Here is a 16,979-nt window from a genome sequence, read left to right on the forward strand (position 1 = left end):
ACCCGTCCGCCGCTAACTTTCAGAGGAGCAAGCTCCTCATCAAGTCCGCTCGACTTGCATGTATTAGGCACGCCGCCAGCGTTCGTCCTGAGCCAGGATCAAACTCTCCATGAAAGTTGAGTTCAATTGCTCATTTCAAAACTGACGATTCATTCATCATGAATCCATTTTATTAACGAGTTCCATTTGTTCAGTTTTCAAAGAACTTGGTTGGTTCCTGCATCATTTCTCTCAATCACACAGGACGTTTATCATACCATGTCTGCTTGCTATCTGTCAACAAGTTTATTCAACCTCTTGACCACTCTCTCAAGCTTACCTCGCAAGCGACAAGAAATAATATATCATGTCAGCAAGACATTTACAACCCCTTTTTTCAAAAAAGTTTTTAGCACCCTGAATTCACCCTTCTCCATAAGGACTTTGCCACGTGTTTGTTTGATTTTTCTTCATATATAGGTTGATTATCAGTTATTCAGGGGAGGTGTTTTGCGGTACATTAAGGATAAGGTGACTTTTGCACTTCTGTTGCTGCTGTCGTTGTCGAGAAATGCATACATAATGAATCATTGCCTAGAGAGGATGTTGACGATGAAAACTACATGGCTGAGCCGGATCCGAAAAGGTTATGGCAAGAAGCTCACCTCGATCCATGCCTGGAACGCCTGGATTGTTCTGTTCCTCTCACTGTCCGGCTTGCTGCTGGTAGGCGGATTCTGGCGAGAAATCCTCGGCGCCGGACGGGTGTGGCTCAAATGGGCACATATCGGGGTCGGTATCGTCCTGCTAATTCCTGTCGTGTACTACCTGCTCCTGGCCGCCAAGCACTGGAAAAGGCTCAAGGGCAGAACAGGGCAAAAAGCGAACGTTGTGTTCGTGCTTTTCCTGCTCCTCGGCTGGCTGGTATCCGGTATCGTGCTGTGGCAGTTCCGCCTGGCCGGTCCGCGCGCGGCAAATGCCGCATTGTTCATTCACGATCTTTTGACCTGGATTGGCCTTCCGGTTATGATCTACCATTCTATCACCCGCACCAAATGGCTGAAGGAGCCGCAGCGGCGAGCTTTATCCGTTGAAGCTGCGAACAGCCATAGACCAGCAGGAGATAAAGCTCCGGCAGCCCTGCCTGAAGCACCGCAGCCGCTATACACCCGCCGAGGGTTCATTAAAGCCGCAGCAGGTACGGGGCTTGCCTTGACGCTGGGGCCTACCTTTTTGAGCTGGCTGAACAAAACGATGCAATCCACCGGTTCTACGGGCTTTGTCGCAAGCAATGCCAATGCGCTCGTTCCCGAGCCAGTGCCGCTTCCAGATTCTTCACCGCCGCTTGGCGGAGGGGCGCAGGGGAATTTTCGCGTGTACACGGTAACTGACATCCCTACTTTTGACAATAGTAACTGGTCGTTCACGGTGGATGGCCTGGTGGATCAGAAGCTGGAATGGAGCTGGGAAGAATTTGTAGCGATGAATAGAGAGGTTCAGGTCAGTGACTTCCATTGCGTGACAGGCTGGTCTGTCTATCAGAACACCTGGGAAGGCATCCCCCTCTCCAAGCTGCTGGATCTGGCAGGCGTGCAGAGCAAGGCCCAAACGGTGAAGTTCTACTCCGGCGACGGGGTGTATACCGATTCTTTAACGATGGAGCAGGCCCGGATGGATGATGTGATGGTCGCTGTTCTGCATGACGGCAAGCCTATACCGAGCCAGCTCGGAGGTCCGGTGCGTCTGGTCACGCCGCAGATGTACGCCTACAAGTCCGTCAAATGGCTCAACCGCATTGAGCTGATTGAAGGGGATTACTCCGGATATTGGGAGGTTCGCGGCTATGACAAGGACGCATGGATTCCGGATGCGAAGAAAAGCTGAGACTGTAACAGCGTGTGAACGACTCGCCATGCAAGCTTTTTTGGAAATTAAGTGTTGTCTTTCGTGGAAAAAGGTCTTAAGGTTGTTCATTAGGGCACACTCCCCAGCAATGCTGAAATGATAGCCCATGTTAGGAGAGAACATCATGGCGGATAAGTCGCTGAAGCTGGCCAAGCCGGCACCCACTCCTGCTGCAGACCGCGGTGCGGGGCAGGAGACCGTGTACCGGATATTGCTCGCAATCAGCTTTGTACATTTGTTTAATGACTCGATTCAAGCGGTGATTCCGGCGATTTTTCCCATTCTGAAGGAGAACCTGCTGTTAACCTTCACGCAGATCGGCTGGATTTCATTTGCCATCAACTTCACATCCTCTATCATCCAGCCGGTGATCGGCTATGCCGCAGACCGCAAGCCCCGGCCGATCCTGCTGCCGCTCGGAATGTGCTGTACCCTTGCCGGTGTCGGGATCCTTGCCTATGCGGGCTCGTACATATTGGTGCTGTTCGCGGTCATCCTGATCGGCCTCGGCTCGGCCACCTTCCATCCCGAGGGCATGCGCGTAGCTCATATGGCAGCAGGGATGCGCAAGGGCCTGTCCCAGTCCATCTTTCAGGTGGGCGGTAACGCCGGACAGTCATTGGCGCCGCTGCTGACACGGTTTATTTTTGTACCACTGGGTCAAAGCGGGGCGTTCTATTTCACCTTCATCGCTGCGGCCGGGGTCGCCGTGCAAAGCTATGTGGCCCGCTGGTACCGCTCCATGCTAGACGCCGGATACACCTTTACGAAGCGCGCCAAGGGCCGCCTTCTGGATCCGGCGCGCCGCCGCAGCATCCGTCATGCGACGCTGGTGCTCGTGCTGCTCGTATTCGTGCGCTCCTGGTACGGGGCTGCAATTAGCAGCTACTATGCGTTTTATCTGATGGACGCTTACCGGATCGGCCTGGATGATGCTCAAATTTACATCTTCCTGTTCCTTGCTGCCGGGGCGGTCGGCACCTTCTTTGGCGGACCGCTTGCTGACCGCTTCGGGCGCCGTAACCTGATTATGCTGTCCATGGTGGGCACAGCCCCTATCGCGCTGCTGCTGCCCTATGTATCCCTGTTCTGGGCAGGCGTGCTGCTTACGATCGGCGGCTTCATTCTGCTCTCCAGCTTCTCGGTCACTGTCGTGTATGCCCAGATGCTGCACCCTGGCAACATCGGGACGGTATCCGGCCTCATTACAGGCTTCGCCTTTGGCATGGGCGGGGTCGGCGCTCTCGCGCTCGGCAACCTGGGCGACGCCTGGGGCATCGGCAATGTGATGATCGCCGCCAGCTTCCTGCCGCTGCTGGGCCTGTTCTCGTTCCTATTGCCCAAGGACCGGGTGATCGAGCAATGGTCTAAAGAGTAGCCTGCGTTAAGGCAGATCTAGGAAGACTGCCAGACGTCAAAAACACCGTCATCCCAGCACCTGAATTCAGGTGCGGATACGGTGTTTTTTGATCCATCCGAATGGTTAGCCCTCGTTCAACAGCCGAACGAACTCTTCCTCATCCTCCAGCACAGAGATGCCGAGCTGTTTGGCTTTGGCCAGCTTGCTGCCGGCTTTCTCGCCTGCAATCAGCAGGTCTGTTTTCTTCGATACACTGCCGGTGACCTTGGCGCCCAGGGCCTCCAGCTTCTCCGTTGCCTCATCCCGGGTGAGCAGGTGCAGCGTACCGGTGAGCACGACGGTTTTGCCGCTGAAAAAGGAATCACTGCTGATCACAGCCGGCGCTTCCGGCGCCTTGGCCTGAACCCCGAGTGAGAGCATGCGCTCAATAGAGGCCTGGTTGAATGGATCGGCAAAATACCCTGCAATGAACTCTGCCACAATTCCGCCGACATCCGGCAGCTCCACCAGCTCCTCCGCGTCAGCCTCCATAATCCGGCTCAGGTCGCGGTAGTGGTCTGCCAGCATTTTGGTGGTCGATTTGCCCGTGTTCGGAATGCCCAGCGCATACAGGAAGGCGGCCAGATCGCGGCCTTTGCTGGCTTCCAGAGCATCCAGCAGGTTCTGGGCCTTCTTCTCCCCAAAGCGCTCCAGCTTGACCAGGCTGTCAAACTCCAGCGTATACAAATCTGCAGGCTCTTTGACTCCCAGCTCCTCATGCAGCTGAATAGCCGTCTTGTCGCTGAACGTCTCAATGTCCATCGCGTCCCGCGAAGCAAAATGCGAAATTCTCGCAATGATCTGCGGCTTGCAGCCTGACTTGTTATTGCAGAACAAGTGAGCCCCGCGCTGCTCCAGCGGAAAACCGCAGGAAGGACACTGCTCCGGATACTGAATCTCTTCCCCGTCATTCTCTTCTGTTACCTTGCCGAGAATTTCCGGAATGACATCGTTGGAGCGGCGAATGAACACACGCGTGCCCAGGGCGTACTTCAGATTCTTGCGCTCAATGTCCCCGACATTGTTCAGCGTACAGTTCTGTACCGTCACCCCAGCCAGCTCCACAGGCTCGACACGGGCGAGCGGCGTTACCTTGCCGGTGCGGCCTACGTTCCAGACAACAGACTCCAGGACGGTGGTCGTCTCCTCCGCCTCGAACTTGTAGGCCACGGCCCAGCGCGGAAATTTATCGGTGTAGCCAAGGATCTCCCGCGTGCGCATGTCCGTCAGCTTCATCACCGCGCCGTCGATCAGGTAGTCCAGGGAGGCGCGCTTGGCTTCAATGTCAGCTAGCTGCTCCATGACATCGTCAAAGCTCTGGAAATAAAAAATATACGGATTCACTTTAAACCGATTCTCCCGCAGGAAATCCATCATATCCTTATGATTTTGAAAGCTTACGCCATCGGAATAGCCAACGTTATAGAAGTACGCGGTCAGCCGGCGCTCGGCAGTCACCTTCGGGTTCAGGTTCCGCAGCGCTCCGGCGGCGGCGTTCCGCGCATTCTTCAGCGGATCTGCCGCTGTCTGGTTATATTTCTCCAGCACCGACAGGTTCATAATGCCTTCACCCTGCACCTCAATCGTTCCGTCCGTAAATGGAATGTCCAGCGGCACGGAGCGAATGGTCTTGACCTGAGCGAGGATGCCTTCGCCCACGGCGCCGTTGCCGCGGGTCGATGCCTGAACCAGCTTACCGTCCGTGTAGGTCAAATTTAGAGTCAATCCGTCGAATTTCAGCTCCAGCGCGTAGCCAGGCTTCGGCAGCGGGTTGGACGGGTTCTTGGCGTTGTAATCATCTATGAGCCGGACGACGCGCTCATGCCAGGTACGCAGCTGCTCAATATTTTGCGCCTTGTCCAGGCTCCACAGGGGGGCGAGATGGCGGTGTGGCGCAAAGCCTTTCAGGATCTCGCCTCCCACACGCTGGGTTGGAGAGTCCGGCAGCACGATTCCGCTCTCCTGCTCCAGAGATATTAAGCGATCATACATAGCGTCGTATTCCTTATCGCTGATGAGCGGCTCATCCAGGGTATAGTAATGGTAGTTATATTTGTTCAGCTCCGCGATCAGCTTCTCCATCTGGTCCTTGGCATTCATGAACGGGGACATCCTCCTTGATAAAAAATGGCGCATGGCGGGAAAGCCCTGCTCATGCAGCTAAGCGCTACTCCACCTTGGTGATGGGCGCAAAGCCGGCGAGCAGGCGCTTGACGCCAACCGGCGCTGGAAACGCAATCTGAAGCTCCGTATCATTGCCGCTGCCCTTCACGGACACAATGGTGCCGGTGCCCCACTTGCCATGGGCCACCTTGTCACCGGCCTGGAAGGCCCCGGCGCTGCTGGCGCCGGCTGCCGTGCGGGATACCGGTCCGTTCGTTACGGTAACGCGGCTGCTGGCAGAAGGTACGGCGGAGGCGGTCGAGCCGCCAAGAGACAGATCTCTTGTGCGGTCTGCCCCGAAGTTGCCGCCCCCGCTGCCGCCAAAGCCGCGGCCCGCATAAGAGCCGCCAGCTCCAGCACCCCGGCGGTAACGGTCACGGGCGATGTGGGTATCCTCCTTCAGCTCGTCCGGAATCTCATCCAGGAAGCGGGAAGCCGGGTTCGCTGTCGTCCGTCCGAACAGAGTACGCATCCGCGCACAGGACAGGAATAGCTGCTGCTCCGCCCGGGTAATTCCGACATAAGCCAGCCGGCGCTCTTCCTCCAGCTCCTCATTATCCATCAGGGCGCGGCTGTGCGGGAATACTCCCTCCTCCATACCAATGATAAATACCACCGGGAACTCCAGTCCCTTCGCACTGTGCATCGTCATCAGGACAACAGCATCACTGCGGTCCTCCTCGCCATCATTGTTCATGGAGTCAATATCTGCAATGAGTGCAAGATCGGTGAGGAAGGAGACGAGCGACTTGTCCTCATTGTTCTTCTCAAACTCCTGGGTTACCGACAGAAACTCGTCGATGTTCTCCAGGCGTGAGCGGGATTCAATCGTGTTCTCATTCTTCAGCTCGCTGCGGTAGCCGGACAGCTCCAGCATTTTCTCACTCAGCTCGGTCACCGACAGAAACTCCACCATCCGGTGCAGAGAAGCAATCATATCGTAGAATTCCACCAGCGCGTTCCGGGTACGCCCCGCAAAGCCGAGATCATCCACAACCTCCAGTGCCCGATACACGGAGACGCCCCGCTCCGTCGCTGCTGCCGCCAGCTTGCCTACCGTCGTATCCCCGATGCTTCGCTTCGGCACGTTAATAATCCGCGTCAGACTGACGTCATCGTCCGGGTTCGAGATGAGACGCAGGTAGGCAAGCATGTCCTTGATCTCTTTTCGATCGTAGAACTTGATGCCGCCGACAATTTGATACGGAATGTCCGATTTAATCAGAATTTCCTCGATCACCCGGGACTGGGCGTTTGTACGGTACAAGATGGCGTGATCTTGATAGTTTTGGCCGTTTTTCACATTTTTATTGATTTCTGACGTGACAAAATAGCCCTCATCATGCTCTGTATCCCCGCGGAACACCTTGATCTTTGAGCCTTCGCCCTGATCGGTCCACAGATTCTTCGGCTTGCGCCCGGAGTTAAGCCCGATGACGCTGTTCGCCGCGCTCAGGATGTTCGACGTAGACCGGTAGTTCTGCTCCAGCATAATGGTGCGGGCCTCCGGATAGTCCTCTTCAAAATTCAGAATGTTGCTGATATCCGCGCCGCGCCACCGGTAAATCGACTGGTCACTGTCCCCCACCACGCAGATCCGGTGATGGCTGTCAGCCAGCATCCGGCACAGCATGTACTGCGCCCGGTTCGTATCCTGGTATTCGTCCACATGAATATATTTGAATTTACGCTGGTAGAAATCCAGCACCTCCGGCACTTCCTTAAACAGCTGAATGGTAGACATGATCAGGTCATCAAAATCGAGCGAGTTATTGCTCTTGAGGCGCTTCTGGTATTCTTTATACACCTTGGCGGTCATGCTCTCCAGATAATCTGCGGCCTTATGCTCGTACTGCTGCGGCGTGATCAGCTCATTCTTGGCGGTGCTCATCATGGCCTGAATGGCCTTCGGCTCAAACTTCTTGGGATCGATATTCAGCTGCTTCATACAACTGCGGATGACCGAAAGCTGGTCCGTAGAGTCCAGAATGCTGAAGTTGGACGTATAGCCGATCCGCTCAATGTCCTTGCGCAGAATGCGCACGCACATGGAGTGGAAGGTGGATACCCAAATATCTCTTCCTTCATTCCCGACCAATCGGGATACCCGCTCCTGCATTTCCCGAGCTGCTTTGTTCGTAAACGTGATCGCCAAAATACTCCATGGCGGTGCCTTGCGCGTAGCAATCAGATACGCAATACGGTGCGTCAGAACTCGCGTCTTGCCCGAGCCTGCACCCGCCATAATCAGCAGCGGTCCATCGGTAGATTCAACCGCCTGGCGCTGCGGGGGATTGAGGCGGCTAATGGCCTCGTGTATGTCAATCGGCTGCATGATACAAAAGCCTCCTATTCATCGTTGTCTCCAGCTGCGCACGGCGCAGCAGCATCAGGGCCGCTCCGGACTCCTCTATTCGGCAGTGCCTTTTACCGCTGCCACCGTGGACAGGGCCTGCTCCAAATCATCATATATAATATTGCCTACAATGACCGTATCGGCTGCGCTTGCAGCCTCTGTGGCCTGTGACGGGCCTGTAATGCCGCCCCCGTAAAAAAGCCGCGCCTGCTCCAGTCCCCGGCGTACCCGGCGAACGGTATCCATCTCTCCAAAAATGCCGCTGTACTCCAGATACACGATCGGCAGCAACATGAGCTTGTCCGCAATCTGGGCATAAGCGGCTATTGCATCTTCCGTAAGGCTTGCCTTCGCTCCCGTCAGCTTCGCTACAGCAGCCTCCGGATTCAGCACAATATACCCTTCCGGCACCACAAGCTCCCACGGAATCATATAGCCGTAACGCTCAATGCCCTGGCGGTGGCGCTCCAGAATCCAGGTGACATCCTCGGTGTTCAGCACCATCGGTGTCAGGTACAGATCGAAGCCAGGCACTACAGCCTCCAGATCCGAGACCTCCTGCACACAAGGCAGCTCAAACCGGCGGACCCGGGACATCAAATCGACCGTGTTCTCGTAGGTTATGCCGGTCGAGCCGCCCACCATGATGGCATCACTGCCTGACATGCATAGAGCCTCCAGCGCCTCCTCCGAGAGCTCTTTCTCCGGATCCAGCTTAAACACATGCCTCCACGACTTGATTATGTCTTTCAAGCGTCATTCCTCCACGTTAACGGTTAACCTGCTAGAATAAGTCTATGACAGCATGAGTTGCAAGTCAATTTGATGTTCGTATATCATGCGAACATTTTTTGAAAATTGGGATTAACAAGGAAAGACCTGACGCTACTCCCTTTGAGGAGGCGTCAGGCCTGGTTTATCAAGTAAGCGAAAATGTGGATGACTGGCATTTCAAGAGCCGCCGCCGGACAGCCGGCTGCCGGACGCACTGAGGCGCTAGTAGGCATTCTTGAAGCCGTTGCGGATCGTGCGCAGAATGATTTTGACGTCAAAGAGAAGAGACCAGTTCTCGATGTAAAAGATATCGTGCTTGATCCGCTCCTCAATCGAGGTATCGCCCCGCAGTCCGTTGCTCTGTGCCCAGCCGGTAATGCCGGGCCGCACATGATGCTTCACCATGTACTTCGGCACGGCCTCCTTAAACTGCTCAACAAAATACGGCCGCTCGGGCCTTGGCCCCACCACGCTCATATGACCCATCAGCACATTGAAGAACTGCGGCAGCTCATCCAGGCTCGTCCGGCGCAGGAAAGAGCCCAGCTTCGTGCGCCGCGGGTCATTCTCCACCGTCCACCCGGTATCCTCCGCACCTTCCGGCAGCAGCTTCATAGAGCGGAATTTGTACATATGGAATGTACGCCGGTTCAGCCCCATCCGCTCCTGCTTGAAGATCGCGGGTCCCGGGGACGTCAGCTTGATGCCGGCATAAATGAGCGCCATTACCGGCAGCGTCAGCAATATGGCCGCCAGCGAGAAGGCGATATCAAAGACACGCTTGAACAAGCGGTTGACCGCCAGGTCGAGCGGAATGTCCCGCACGTTAATGAGCGGCATCCCCGCGAAGTTATCGAACACCGGACGCGCCGGCAAAAAGTCGAAGAAATCCGGGATGATGAGCGTGCGCACGCCTGCTTTTTCACAGACCTCGATAATGCCGGGATATTTGTCATGCGCAAGCAGCGGAAGCGCGAGCACCACTTCATCCACGAGCTTCGCAGCCAGTACATGCTCCAGCTCCTCCACCGTGCCGAGAATCGGACTATACCTGCGCGCATCCAGCTCGCTCCACTGCTGGTAATCGTCCAGAAAGCCAACTACCTCGTAGCCGAGTGCGGGATGCTGGTTCAGGTTTTTGTAGAACCGCCGGCCCAGCGAGCCTGCCCCGATGATGAGCACAAACTGGCGGTTATAGCCTTTTTCGCGGAAATATTGAAGTGTCCTCTTCAGGATGTACCGGTACAGCGAGATGAACACTACGTTCAGTACCATATACAGCGCCAGATACATCCGGGAGATATCGACCTCCTTGAAGAAGAACATCAGGCTGAGCAGAACAAACATGCTGATGAAATGGGTTTTTATAATCTTAATGAATTCGTCGGCAAAGCGCTGCTTCCGCTTCGGAGAATAAAAGGACACCATGGAGCCCACGATGACCGCCACCGCCCCAAACACGACGCTCCACCCGCCGTAAGTCTCGACCGGCAAAGGATGCTCATACGGCAGCCAGCCGCTCTCGAACTTGATCCACCAGGCCAGCAGAAACGCCAGCTGTACGACGGCGAAATCCATCAGCATATATAATTTGGTCAGAAATCCTTGATTCCGCCGAATCACGATTCCACCTCCACGGCTGCAGGAGCCGGCGCAGCAGTCGTCACCGGGCGCAAGGCCGGCCGGGAGGGCTTCAAGCGGTTGAGAAGCAGGGAGAGCGTCATTTTGAAGCCGATGCCGAGATAGACCGCTCCGTTAATCCATAGATTATAGCGCTTGTGATAGTGCTTGCGGTGAAACAGCAGCATCGCCCGATGAAACTCGTAAATAATCTTGAACGACCGCCGGCGTGCACTGCCGCCCTTGTAATGCACAATCTGCGTACGCGGTGTGTAATGGATTCCCCAGCCCGCCGCCTTGATTCGGTAGCACCAGTCAATATCTTCCCCGTACATAAAAAAGGTCTCATCCAGGCCGCCCACCTGCTGAACCGTCTCCCGCCGCACGAGCATAAACGCCCCGACCAGGCAGTCCACCGGATATTCCTGATCCGGATCGAGATAGCCCAGCTGGTATTGGTTAAACTCCCGCTTTTGCGGAAACAGTCTGCCCAGACCCGACACATAATAGAAGGAAGCCGATGGCGTGGGAAACCCGCGCTTGCACGCTTTGTCCAGCCCGCCATCCGGCAGCACCACCTTGCAGCCCGATGCCCCAAGGTCTGTGCGCTCTTCCATAAAGTCCAGCATGACCTGCAGCGTATCGTCCTGCACCAGCGTATCGGAGTTCAGCAGCAATAGATACCGCCCCTCGCTGATCTCCATCCCCTGATTATTGGCCTTCGCAAAGCCGGTATTCTCCCGGTTCTGAATCAGCGTGACCTGCGGGAACTGCTTCCGGATCACCGCTACGGAATCATCCTGCGAGTCGTTGTCGATCACAATGACCTCATAGGTGTACGCGGTGCGCGAAGCATAAACAGACTGCAGACAGTCCACGGTCAGCTGCCGGGTATTGTAATTTACGATAAGAATACTTAAATCGATCATGTAAAAACTCCTGACAAGTTTATCAATCTATCGACATTATAGCACAGGTAAAGCTGGAAGGGGGTGGTAGGATTGCTTATCATATGTAATCTATTAGTATCAATATTTTGAAGAGTAGATTCTCCCCTCGAGATTGACGATAAAGCTTGGAAACCTTAAGGTATTTCACCCTATCCATCCAGTTACCCCGTGATTGAAGGAACCATGTAATTTGTTTCTTTTTGTCCGCATCCAGATTATGTCCATAAACCCGGTAGAACTCTAGTGCCTGGTGATATAAGATTTTCTTTCCGGCATGCTTCTTAAAGCTGCTCCACTTATTTAACGTAATTCTGAACAATGAGTTGGTGCCGCCCACTACATTATTTCCATGCTGGCGGTACAGCATAGAAGGCTTTAAATCGTAATAAACATTACCGAATGCAGATACCATCATGTAAAACCACCAATCGTGCATGATGATATGCCTCACATCTGGTTGATCATGGTTGACGAAAAAATGTCGAGCAGTGCGATTCAACGTCATCGTTGCCCCTACTGCAACATTTTGCACAAGTGCATTATAAAATGATAGCTTCTTAGCAGGCGGATTCGGCCAGTTGCCTTGTTCATGAAGTCTGTCATCTGTCAGCGTCGTTGAAGTAAAATGCATTAGTGGTCTGTGCTGATCTGCATCAGATTCCAGCCTCTCCACCGCCGATTCCACTTTGTGGGGCAGCCACACGTCATCTTGGTCACAGAAGCAATAGTAATCTGCTGTTTCATCCGACATCTTCAGCAGCTCGAGGAAGCTGCCGATCACCCCGAGATTTCCCCCTTGCACCCAGGTAATCCGTCCTTGATATTGCTCGGCCAGCCGCTGAATCACCTTGAGGGTACCATCGCTGGAACCGTCATCGCGGATGAAGAGGGACACCTCGCGCCAGCTTTGCTCCATGACACTTTCTATTTGCTGCTGTATGTATCGTTCTCCGTTATAAGCGGACAAGAGAACCTGTACTTTTCGGGCCACGCGGCTCCCTCCTTGTATATTGGTACTGGATTTTCGGAATATTCGCTAGCAAGTCCTAACTCAAAAATAGCATCAGTGTCATTAGGCAGTGATGTTATAAGCGAATATATAACCGGAAAATAGCTGCTGCCAATTTATATTCCTAAGAACGAGCGGTTTCTTTTTAACAGACAAGCGTTTACGACTGGTGTTCCTACGGCATCCGACTGGAAAACAACCGAGGTTGATAAAATCGTCTGCGAATCTGCCCCCGTTCATGCTGGAACTAGTCCAAACAAGTATGTAGTATTCGGCTATCAAAGATTAACATGCGGAGATGGGAATGCACTAGGGACAGACTGGCTTCATCTCAGAGCATTGACAGGTAACTAGGTTGAGTTTACTCTTGAAGTTGTGTAAATATATACGAGTTTAAACCGACTTAGTTACGAGGTGAATGACTTAATAATGAATAATAGAAAACTATTGTACATTGTGTGCATTCTGCTAACTTTTGCAATTGGTATCATTTTGAGGGTTGTAATTCCCGATACCACAAGGGCGATAATTGTTGGGGATGAGACCACCTATAACCATGCAGCCGAAAACTTAGTAAAGCATGGAACCGTTACTTTTGATATGAATGGAGATATGTTTAAAGGGATACGCGAAGTAGTTCCTACTTCTGCATTACAACCTGGTTATCCAATATATATATCCATTATTTATGTATTATTTGGACACTCAACACAGGCTGTTCTTACATCGCAAATCTTTTTAAGTATTTTATCTTTGTGGTTGATATTTAAGATGTTAGAACTGATCAACGTTCGCAAACCTTATATTGTGATTTCACTTGCATTGGCAGCTGTATATCCAGGTTTTTTGTATAACATCGACCGGATGCTTACAGAGACACTGTTCACAACGCTTTTATTGCTATTTTCATATTTCTTTTTACGTAGTCTGCAATCTAACAATATAATTTTGCTCGGTGTATCTGGAATGTTTTTGGCGTGCGCTACACACGTTCGAGCTTTAGCATTTCCTTTTATCATTGTTGCCATTTTTGTTTTAGTGATATATGAGAAGAGAAACAAAATAAACACCATTAAAAATCTGAGTGCGTTTATTGGTATCACTATTTTGTTTATGTTGCCTTGGTGGATTCGTAACGTCTTAACTTTTGATCGATTTATGTTATTTACTGAGGCAGGGGAAGGTCCTAAAGTGTGGGGAGCGGTTCCTTACTTCATTGATATGGCATCCACAAGCAATCTATCATTGTCCGAAATTATTAATAACAACGCAGCTCCAAGTCCATCGACATACTATAAATGGCGATTGTTTGGCTTTTTTCAGTACATGTGGGGTGATCTGTGGGATGAACATTTAGTTCACCCTTTCAAATATCTAAGACCGTTACTGATAATTCAACAATTGATTGTTGTGCCATGTATAATTGTTACCCCATTCCTGTTGAGGAAATGTCGGAAAGAGGTTTTGTTCATATCTTGTTTTCCCATCGCCTTTACATTGATGAACATGCCATTCCACGGGTTGCCCAGATATGTTTATCCTTCTATGCCGTTCGTATTGATACTTAGCGGAGTAGCATTGGAGCGATTGGTCAATTTTATAAGAAAGCAAAAAGTGCATAAGGAAGAGAACTTCTTGTTCGGGTGGCAGCGTTTAACTGATAAATGGACTAGAATCTTGTATACTGTATTCGCCAGTTTCTTTTCGATAATTCTGTTTTATAGTGTTTATTTCTTTGCTTATAATATCAATTCGGAAATGTCTGAGTATCGTTTGAGCAAGTATGAAAGCACATCTATTGAATCGATAAAGTCTTCTGAGCCTATCGCTAGCAAAATTTACGATGTAGATAAAATGATTATCGAAAACAGCATCCAATTGAAGAATCACAAATTTACAAACATCCCCGAAGCCCCGTCAATTATTAAAGTTCAAGATGAGTTGTTGCAGAATGAAAAAGTGGTGACAGAGGTGCATTTGGAAATACAAGGGGGATATATACATGATTATATGACAGTTTATTGGACGGGAAAAAAAACCAGTGAAATAACAGAAAATGCCGTTTATAGATTTCCTATTAACGCTTTTGAGAAGTCGCAAAAAATATATATCGATGATGATGTGAATTCACTCATGATTGTTCCAACTGTATTTAGAAATGGCAAGTTTGAGATTCACTCAATCAAAATAAATAAATATGAGGTAAAATGATGAGCGGGTTGATACCTTGATAACCATCCTAAACCCATTACAATAACCGGTTGCTGGTATGTATCAATCCAAAAAAAGCCCGGTCATACAGACCAGGCTCCATAATGCTGTATTTAATTCAAGTATAGTTCAGGGTCATGCTGCATGGCTAGCAGGAACCGTCTGAGTCCCTCCCGCCAAGGGGGCAGGTCCTTAAAGCCGTTGGTCCTTATCGACATATGCTCCAGCACTGAATGAGCCGGACGCGGAGCGGGTCTGGGAAATTGAGCCGTGGTGCACGGCTCAAGGCGGGCTGTCACAGGCCAGTGAAGCTGCTCCGCCGCGTCTTCCAGAATCGCCTGCGTAAACTCATACCACGTGCAGGCCCCGCTGTTCGTAGCGTGATAGATCCCGTATTTCTCTGTCTGAGACAGCTCCAACAGGAAGGCGGTCAGATCTACCGTATACGTAGGAGAGCCCTTCTGGTCGTCTACGACTTGCAGTACCGGCTTGTCTCGGGAAAGCTTCAGCATCGTTTTGACAAAGTTCGCCCCGTGAAGGCCAAACACCCAGGATGTTCGCACAATAAACCATCTGGAGCATAGCGACTGGGTAAGCCGTTCCCCGGCGTGTTTGGTTTGGCCGTACACACTTTCCGGGCTTACCGCATCATATTCATAATAGGGAACGTTACCTTTGCCATCAAACACATAATCCGTACTGATGTATATCAGCTTCGCTCCCGCCTGCTCTGATGACACCGCCAGATTTCGGGTTCCAACCGCATTCACAAGATAAGCCCTGTCGATATCACTCTCCGCAGCATCGACTGCGGTATATGCCGCGCAATGAACTACGCAATTCGGCTGAAACGCAGTCATGACCCGCTGGCACTGATCCAGATTGGTAATATCCAGCTCCTTGCGTCCACATGCCAACACGTCATGGCCTGCTTCTTCATAAGCGGCTACCACATCTCGGCCCAGCTGTCCCCCGGCGCCGGTGACCAGCACCCTCATGGAGCGTCTCCGAAGCAATCGCCGTATTGCTTGTTAACATATTCCCGATAAGCACCCGACTGGATGCGGGTCCACCATTCCTGGTGATTCAGATACCATTGAATGGTTTCCTGAATGCCTGTCTCGAAATGGTGCTTGGGCTTCCAGCCCAGCTCCCGGGTGATTTTGGCGGGATCGATGCCGTAGCGGCGGTCATGACCCGGACGATCTGTAACGTACGTAATGAGAGACTCAGGCTTACCCAGCTCCTGCAAAATGGTTTGTACAATATGCAGATTGGTCCGCTCATTATTACCGCCGATGTTATATACTTCACCGTTCACGCCATCATGGATAACGAGGTCAATCGCACTGCAGTGGTCTTCCACATACAGCCAGTCCCGAATATTCAGACCATCACCGTAGATCGGAAGAGCTTCATCCTTTAACGCCCGGGAGATGATTAACGGAATCAGCTTCTCCGGGAATTGAAACGGTCCGTAGTTATTGGAGCAGCGGGTAATATTTACAGGTAAGCCGAACGTTTCGTGATATGCACGTACCAGCAGGTCGCCGCCCGCCTTGCTTGCGGAATAAGGGCTGTTGGGAGCAAGAGGGGTGGTCTCCGTGAACAAGCCTGTTTCGCCTAAGGAGCCGTACACCTCATCCGTGGAAACCTGGACGAACTTCTTCACTCCATACTGCTTCGCTGCATCCAGCAGCACCTGAGTACCCAGAACGTTTGTATTCACAAAAATCTCCGGCTCCAGAATACTCCGGTCTACGTGAGATTCTGCTGCAAAATTGACGACCACATCGATACCTTGCTGAAAGACGCGGTCTACCGCTTCCTTGTCTGCAATATCTCCCTGGACGAAGGTATAGTTCGGGTTATTTTCAATAGATTTCAGGTTCTCTAGATTTCCGGCATACGTTAAAGCATCCATGTTGACGATCTCATAGCCCGGATGCTCTTTCAGCATATACATCACAAAGTTACTGCCAATAAACCCGGCCCCGCCGGTAACCATAAGTTTCATGTGCCTGTTGGCCTCCTACTCAAAATTCATTTCCGCATCCTTCAGCAACGGGTGCTTCTGATCCTTCTCCGAAAGAATGGGCTGCGAAGTAGGCCAGTCAATGCCTAAAGCCGGATCATTCCATATTATGCCGCGGTCATGCTCGGGAGAATAATATTCATCTACCTTATAGAGCACCTGTGTATTCGGCACGATTGTGCAGAAGCCGTGAGCAAAGCCCTTGGGCACCAGAAGCTGGCGCTTGTTGGCTTCGGATAAAGTGACCCCGACCCATTGACCAAACGTAGGAGAGCTTTTGCGGATATCTACGACTACATCATAGATCGCTCCGGTTAAGACTCGAATGAGCTTCGTCTGCGCTTTCGGCTCCAGCTGATAATGCAGCCCCCGCAGCACTCCCGGCTCCGCAGACAGTGAATGGTTATCTTGAATAAAGTGATGCGTGATACCGTGCTTGTGGAACAATGACTCGTTGTAGCTTTCCATGAAAAAGCCCCGGTTGTCGCCGTGGATTTTGGGTTCGAGTAGAAGAACGCCATTTAAGCCAAGTGAATTTACCTTCATTTCCATCTAGCTCCTTACTTATTTAGCTGTAT

General features: G+C 51.8%; 12 protein-coding genes and 1 rRNA gene. 3 read left to right on the plus strand and 10 right to left on the minus strand.

Going from position 1 to position 16,979, the window contains the following annotated elements; translation table 11 throughout:
- Positions 1-114, minus strand: a 16S ribosomal RNA gene (locus tag JJQ72_RS12365); the annotation flags it as partial.
- A gap of 477 nt (positions 115-591) precedes the next feature.
- Between JJQ72_RS12365 and JJQ72_RS12370 the strand changes: the two genes are divergently transcribed.
- Positions 592-1,863: a molybdopterin-dependent oxidoreductase gene (locus JJQ72_RS12370; RefSeq protein WP_208203864.1), complete on the plus strand. Its 1,272-nt coding sequence runs from the start codon at positions 592-594 to the stop codon at positions 1,861-1,863.
- 145 nt (positions 1,864-2,008) lie between these two features.
- Positions 2,009-3,262 (plus strand): MFS transporter, encoded by a 1,254-nt coding sequence (locus JJQ72_RS12375; RefSeq protein WP_208203865.1) that lies wholly within the window; start codon positions 2,009-2,011, stop codon positions 3,260-3,262.
- 105 nt (positions 3,263-3,367) lie between these two features.
- Here the strand turns inward: JJQ72_RS12375 and ligA are convergent, their stop codons facing one another.
- The 6 genes from ligA to JJQ72_RS12405 all read right to left on the minus strand — a co-directional run bounded on the left by ligA (position 3,368) and on the right by JJQ72_RS12405 (position 12,137).
- Entirely contained in the window at positions 3,368-5,383 is a 2,016-nt protein-coding gene (gene ligA, locus JJQ72_RS12380) for an NAD-dependent DNA ligase LigA (protein WP_208203866.1), read from the minus strand.
- A 67-nt stretch (positions 5,384-5,450) separates the two neighbouring features.
- Positions 5,451-7,781: a DNA helicase PcrA gene (gene pcrA / locus JJQ72_RS12385; RefSeq protein ID WP_208203867.1), complete on the minus strand. Its 2,331-nt coding sequence runs from the start codon at positions 7,779-7,781 to the stop codon at positions 5,451-5,453.
- Positions 7,782-7,856: 75 nt separating this feature from the next.
- Entirely contained in the window at positions 7,857-8,555 is a 699-nt protein-coding gene (gene pcrB / locus JJQ72_RS12390) for a heptaprenylglyceryl phosphate synthase (RefSeq protein WP_208203868.1), read from the minus strand.
- A gap of 243 nt (positions 8,556-8,798) precedes the next feature.
- A complete protein-coding gene (locus tag JJQ72_RS12395; protein WP_208203869.1) occupies positions 8,799-10,199 on the minus strand; it encodes an undecaprenyl-phosphate glucose phosphotransferase in 1,401 nt (466 codons plus the stop codon).
- Positions 10,196-11,122, minus strand: coding sequence for a glycosyltransferase family 2 protein (locus tag JJQ72_RS12400; protein WP_208203940.1), 927 nt, complete (start codon positions 11,120-11,122; stop codon positions 10,196-10,198). Before JJQ72_RS12400 ends, JJQ72_RS12395 begins: the two co-directional genes overlap by 4 nt.
- 82 nt (positions 11,123-11,204) lie before the next feature.
- Positions 11,205-12,137 (minus strand): glycosyltransferase family 2 protein, encoded by a 933-nt coding sequence (locus tag JJQ72_RS12405; RefSeq protein WP_208203870.1) that lies wholly within the window; start codon positions 12,135-12,137, stop codon positions 11,205-11,207.
- 447 nt (positions 12,138-12,584) lie between these two features.
- Between JJQ72_RS12405 and JJQ72_RS12410 the strand changes: the two genes are divergently transcribed.
- Positions 12,585-14,366, plus strand: coding sequence for a glycosyltransferase family 39 protein (locus JJQ72_RS12410; RefSeq protein ID WP_208203871.1), 1,782 nt, complete (start codon positions 12,585-12,587; stop codon positions 14,364-14,366).
- 113 nt (positions 14,367-14,479) lie between these two features.
- Here the strand turns inward: JJQ72_RS12410 and rfbD are convergent, their stop codons facing one another.
- The 3 genes from rfbD to rfbC are packed head-to-tail and all read right to left on the minus strand — an operon-like array spanning position 14,480 to position 16,947.
- The gene (gene rfbD, locus JJQ72_RS12415; RefSeq protein ID WP_208203872.1) at positions 14,480-15,364 is read right to left on the minus strand and encodes a dTDP-4-dehydrorhamnose reductase; all 885 of its coding nucleotides are present in this window, start codon (positions 15,362-15,364) and stop codon (positions 14,480-14,482) included.
- A complete protein-coding gene (gene rfbB, locus JJQ72_RS12420) occupies positions 15,361-16,383 on the minus strand; it encodes a dTDP-glucose 4,6-dehydratase (RefSeq protein WP_208203873.1) in 1,023 nt (340 codons plus the stop codon). The genes rfbD and rfbB overlap by 4 nt, the downstream gene beginning before the upstream one ends.
- A 15-nt stretch (positions 16,384-16,398) precedes the next feature.
- Positions 16,399-16,947 carry a dTDP-4-dehydrorhamnose 3,5-epimerase gene (rfbC, locus tag JJQ72_RS12425; RefSeq protein ID WP_208203874.1) on the minus strand — a complete coding sequence of 183 codons (549 nt, stop codon included), beginning with the start codon at positions 16,945-16,947 and terminating at the stop codon, positions 16,399-16,401.
- Positions 16,948-16,979: the final 32 nt, after the last annotated feature.

The sequence above is a fragment of the Paenibacillus sp. F411 genome (genome assembly GCF_017582705.1).
Lineage (GTDB): Bacteria > Bacillota > Bacilli > Paenibacillales > Paenibacillaceae > Paenibacillus_AQ > Paenibacillus_AQ algicola.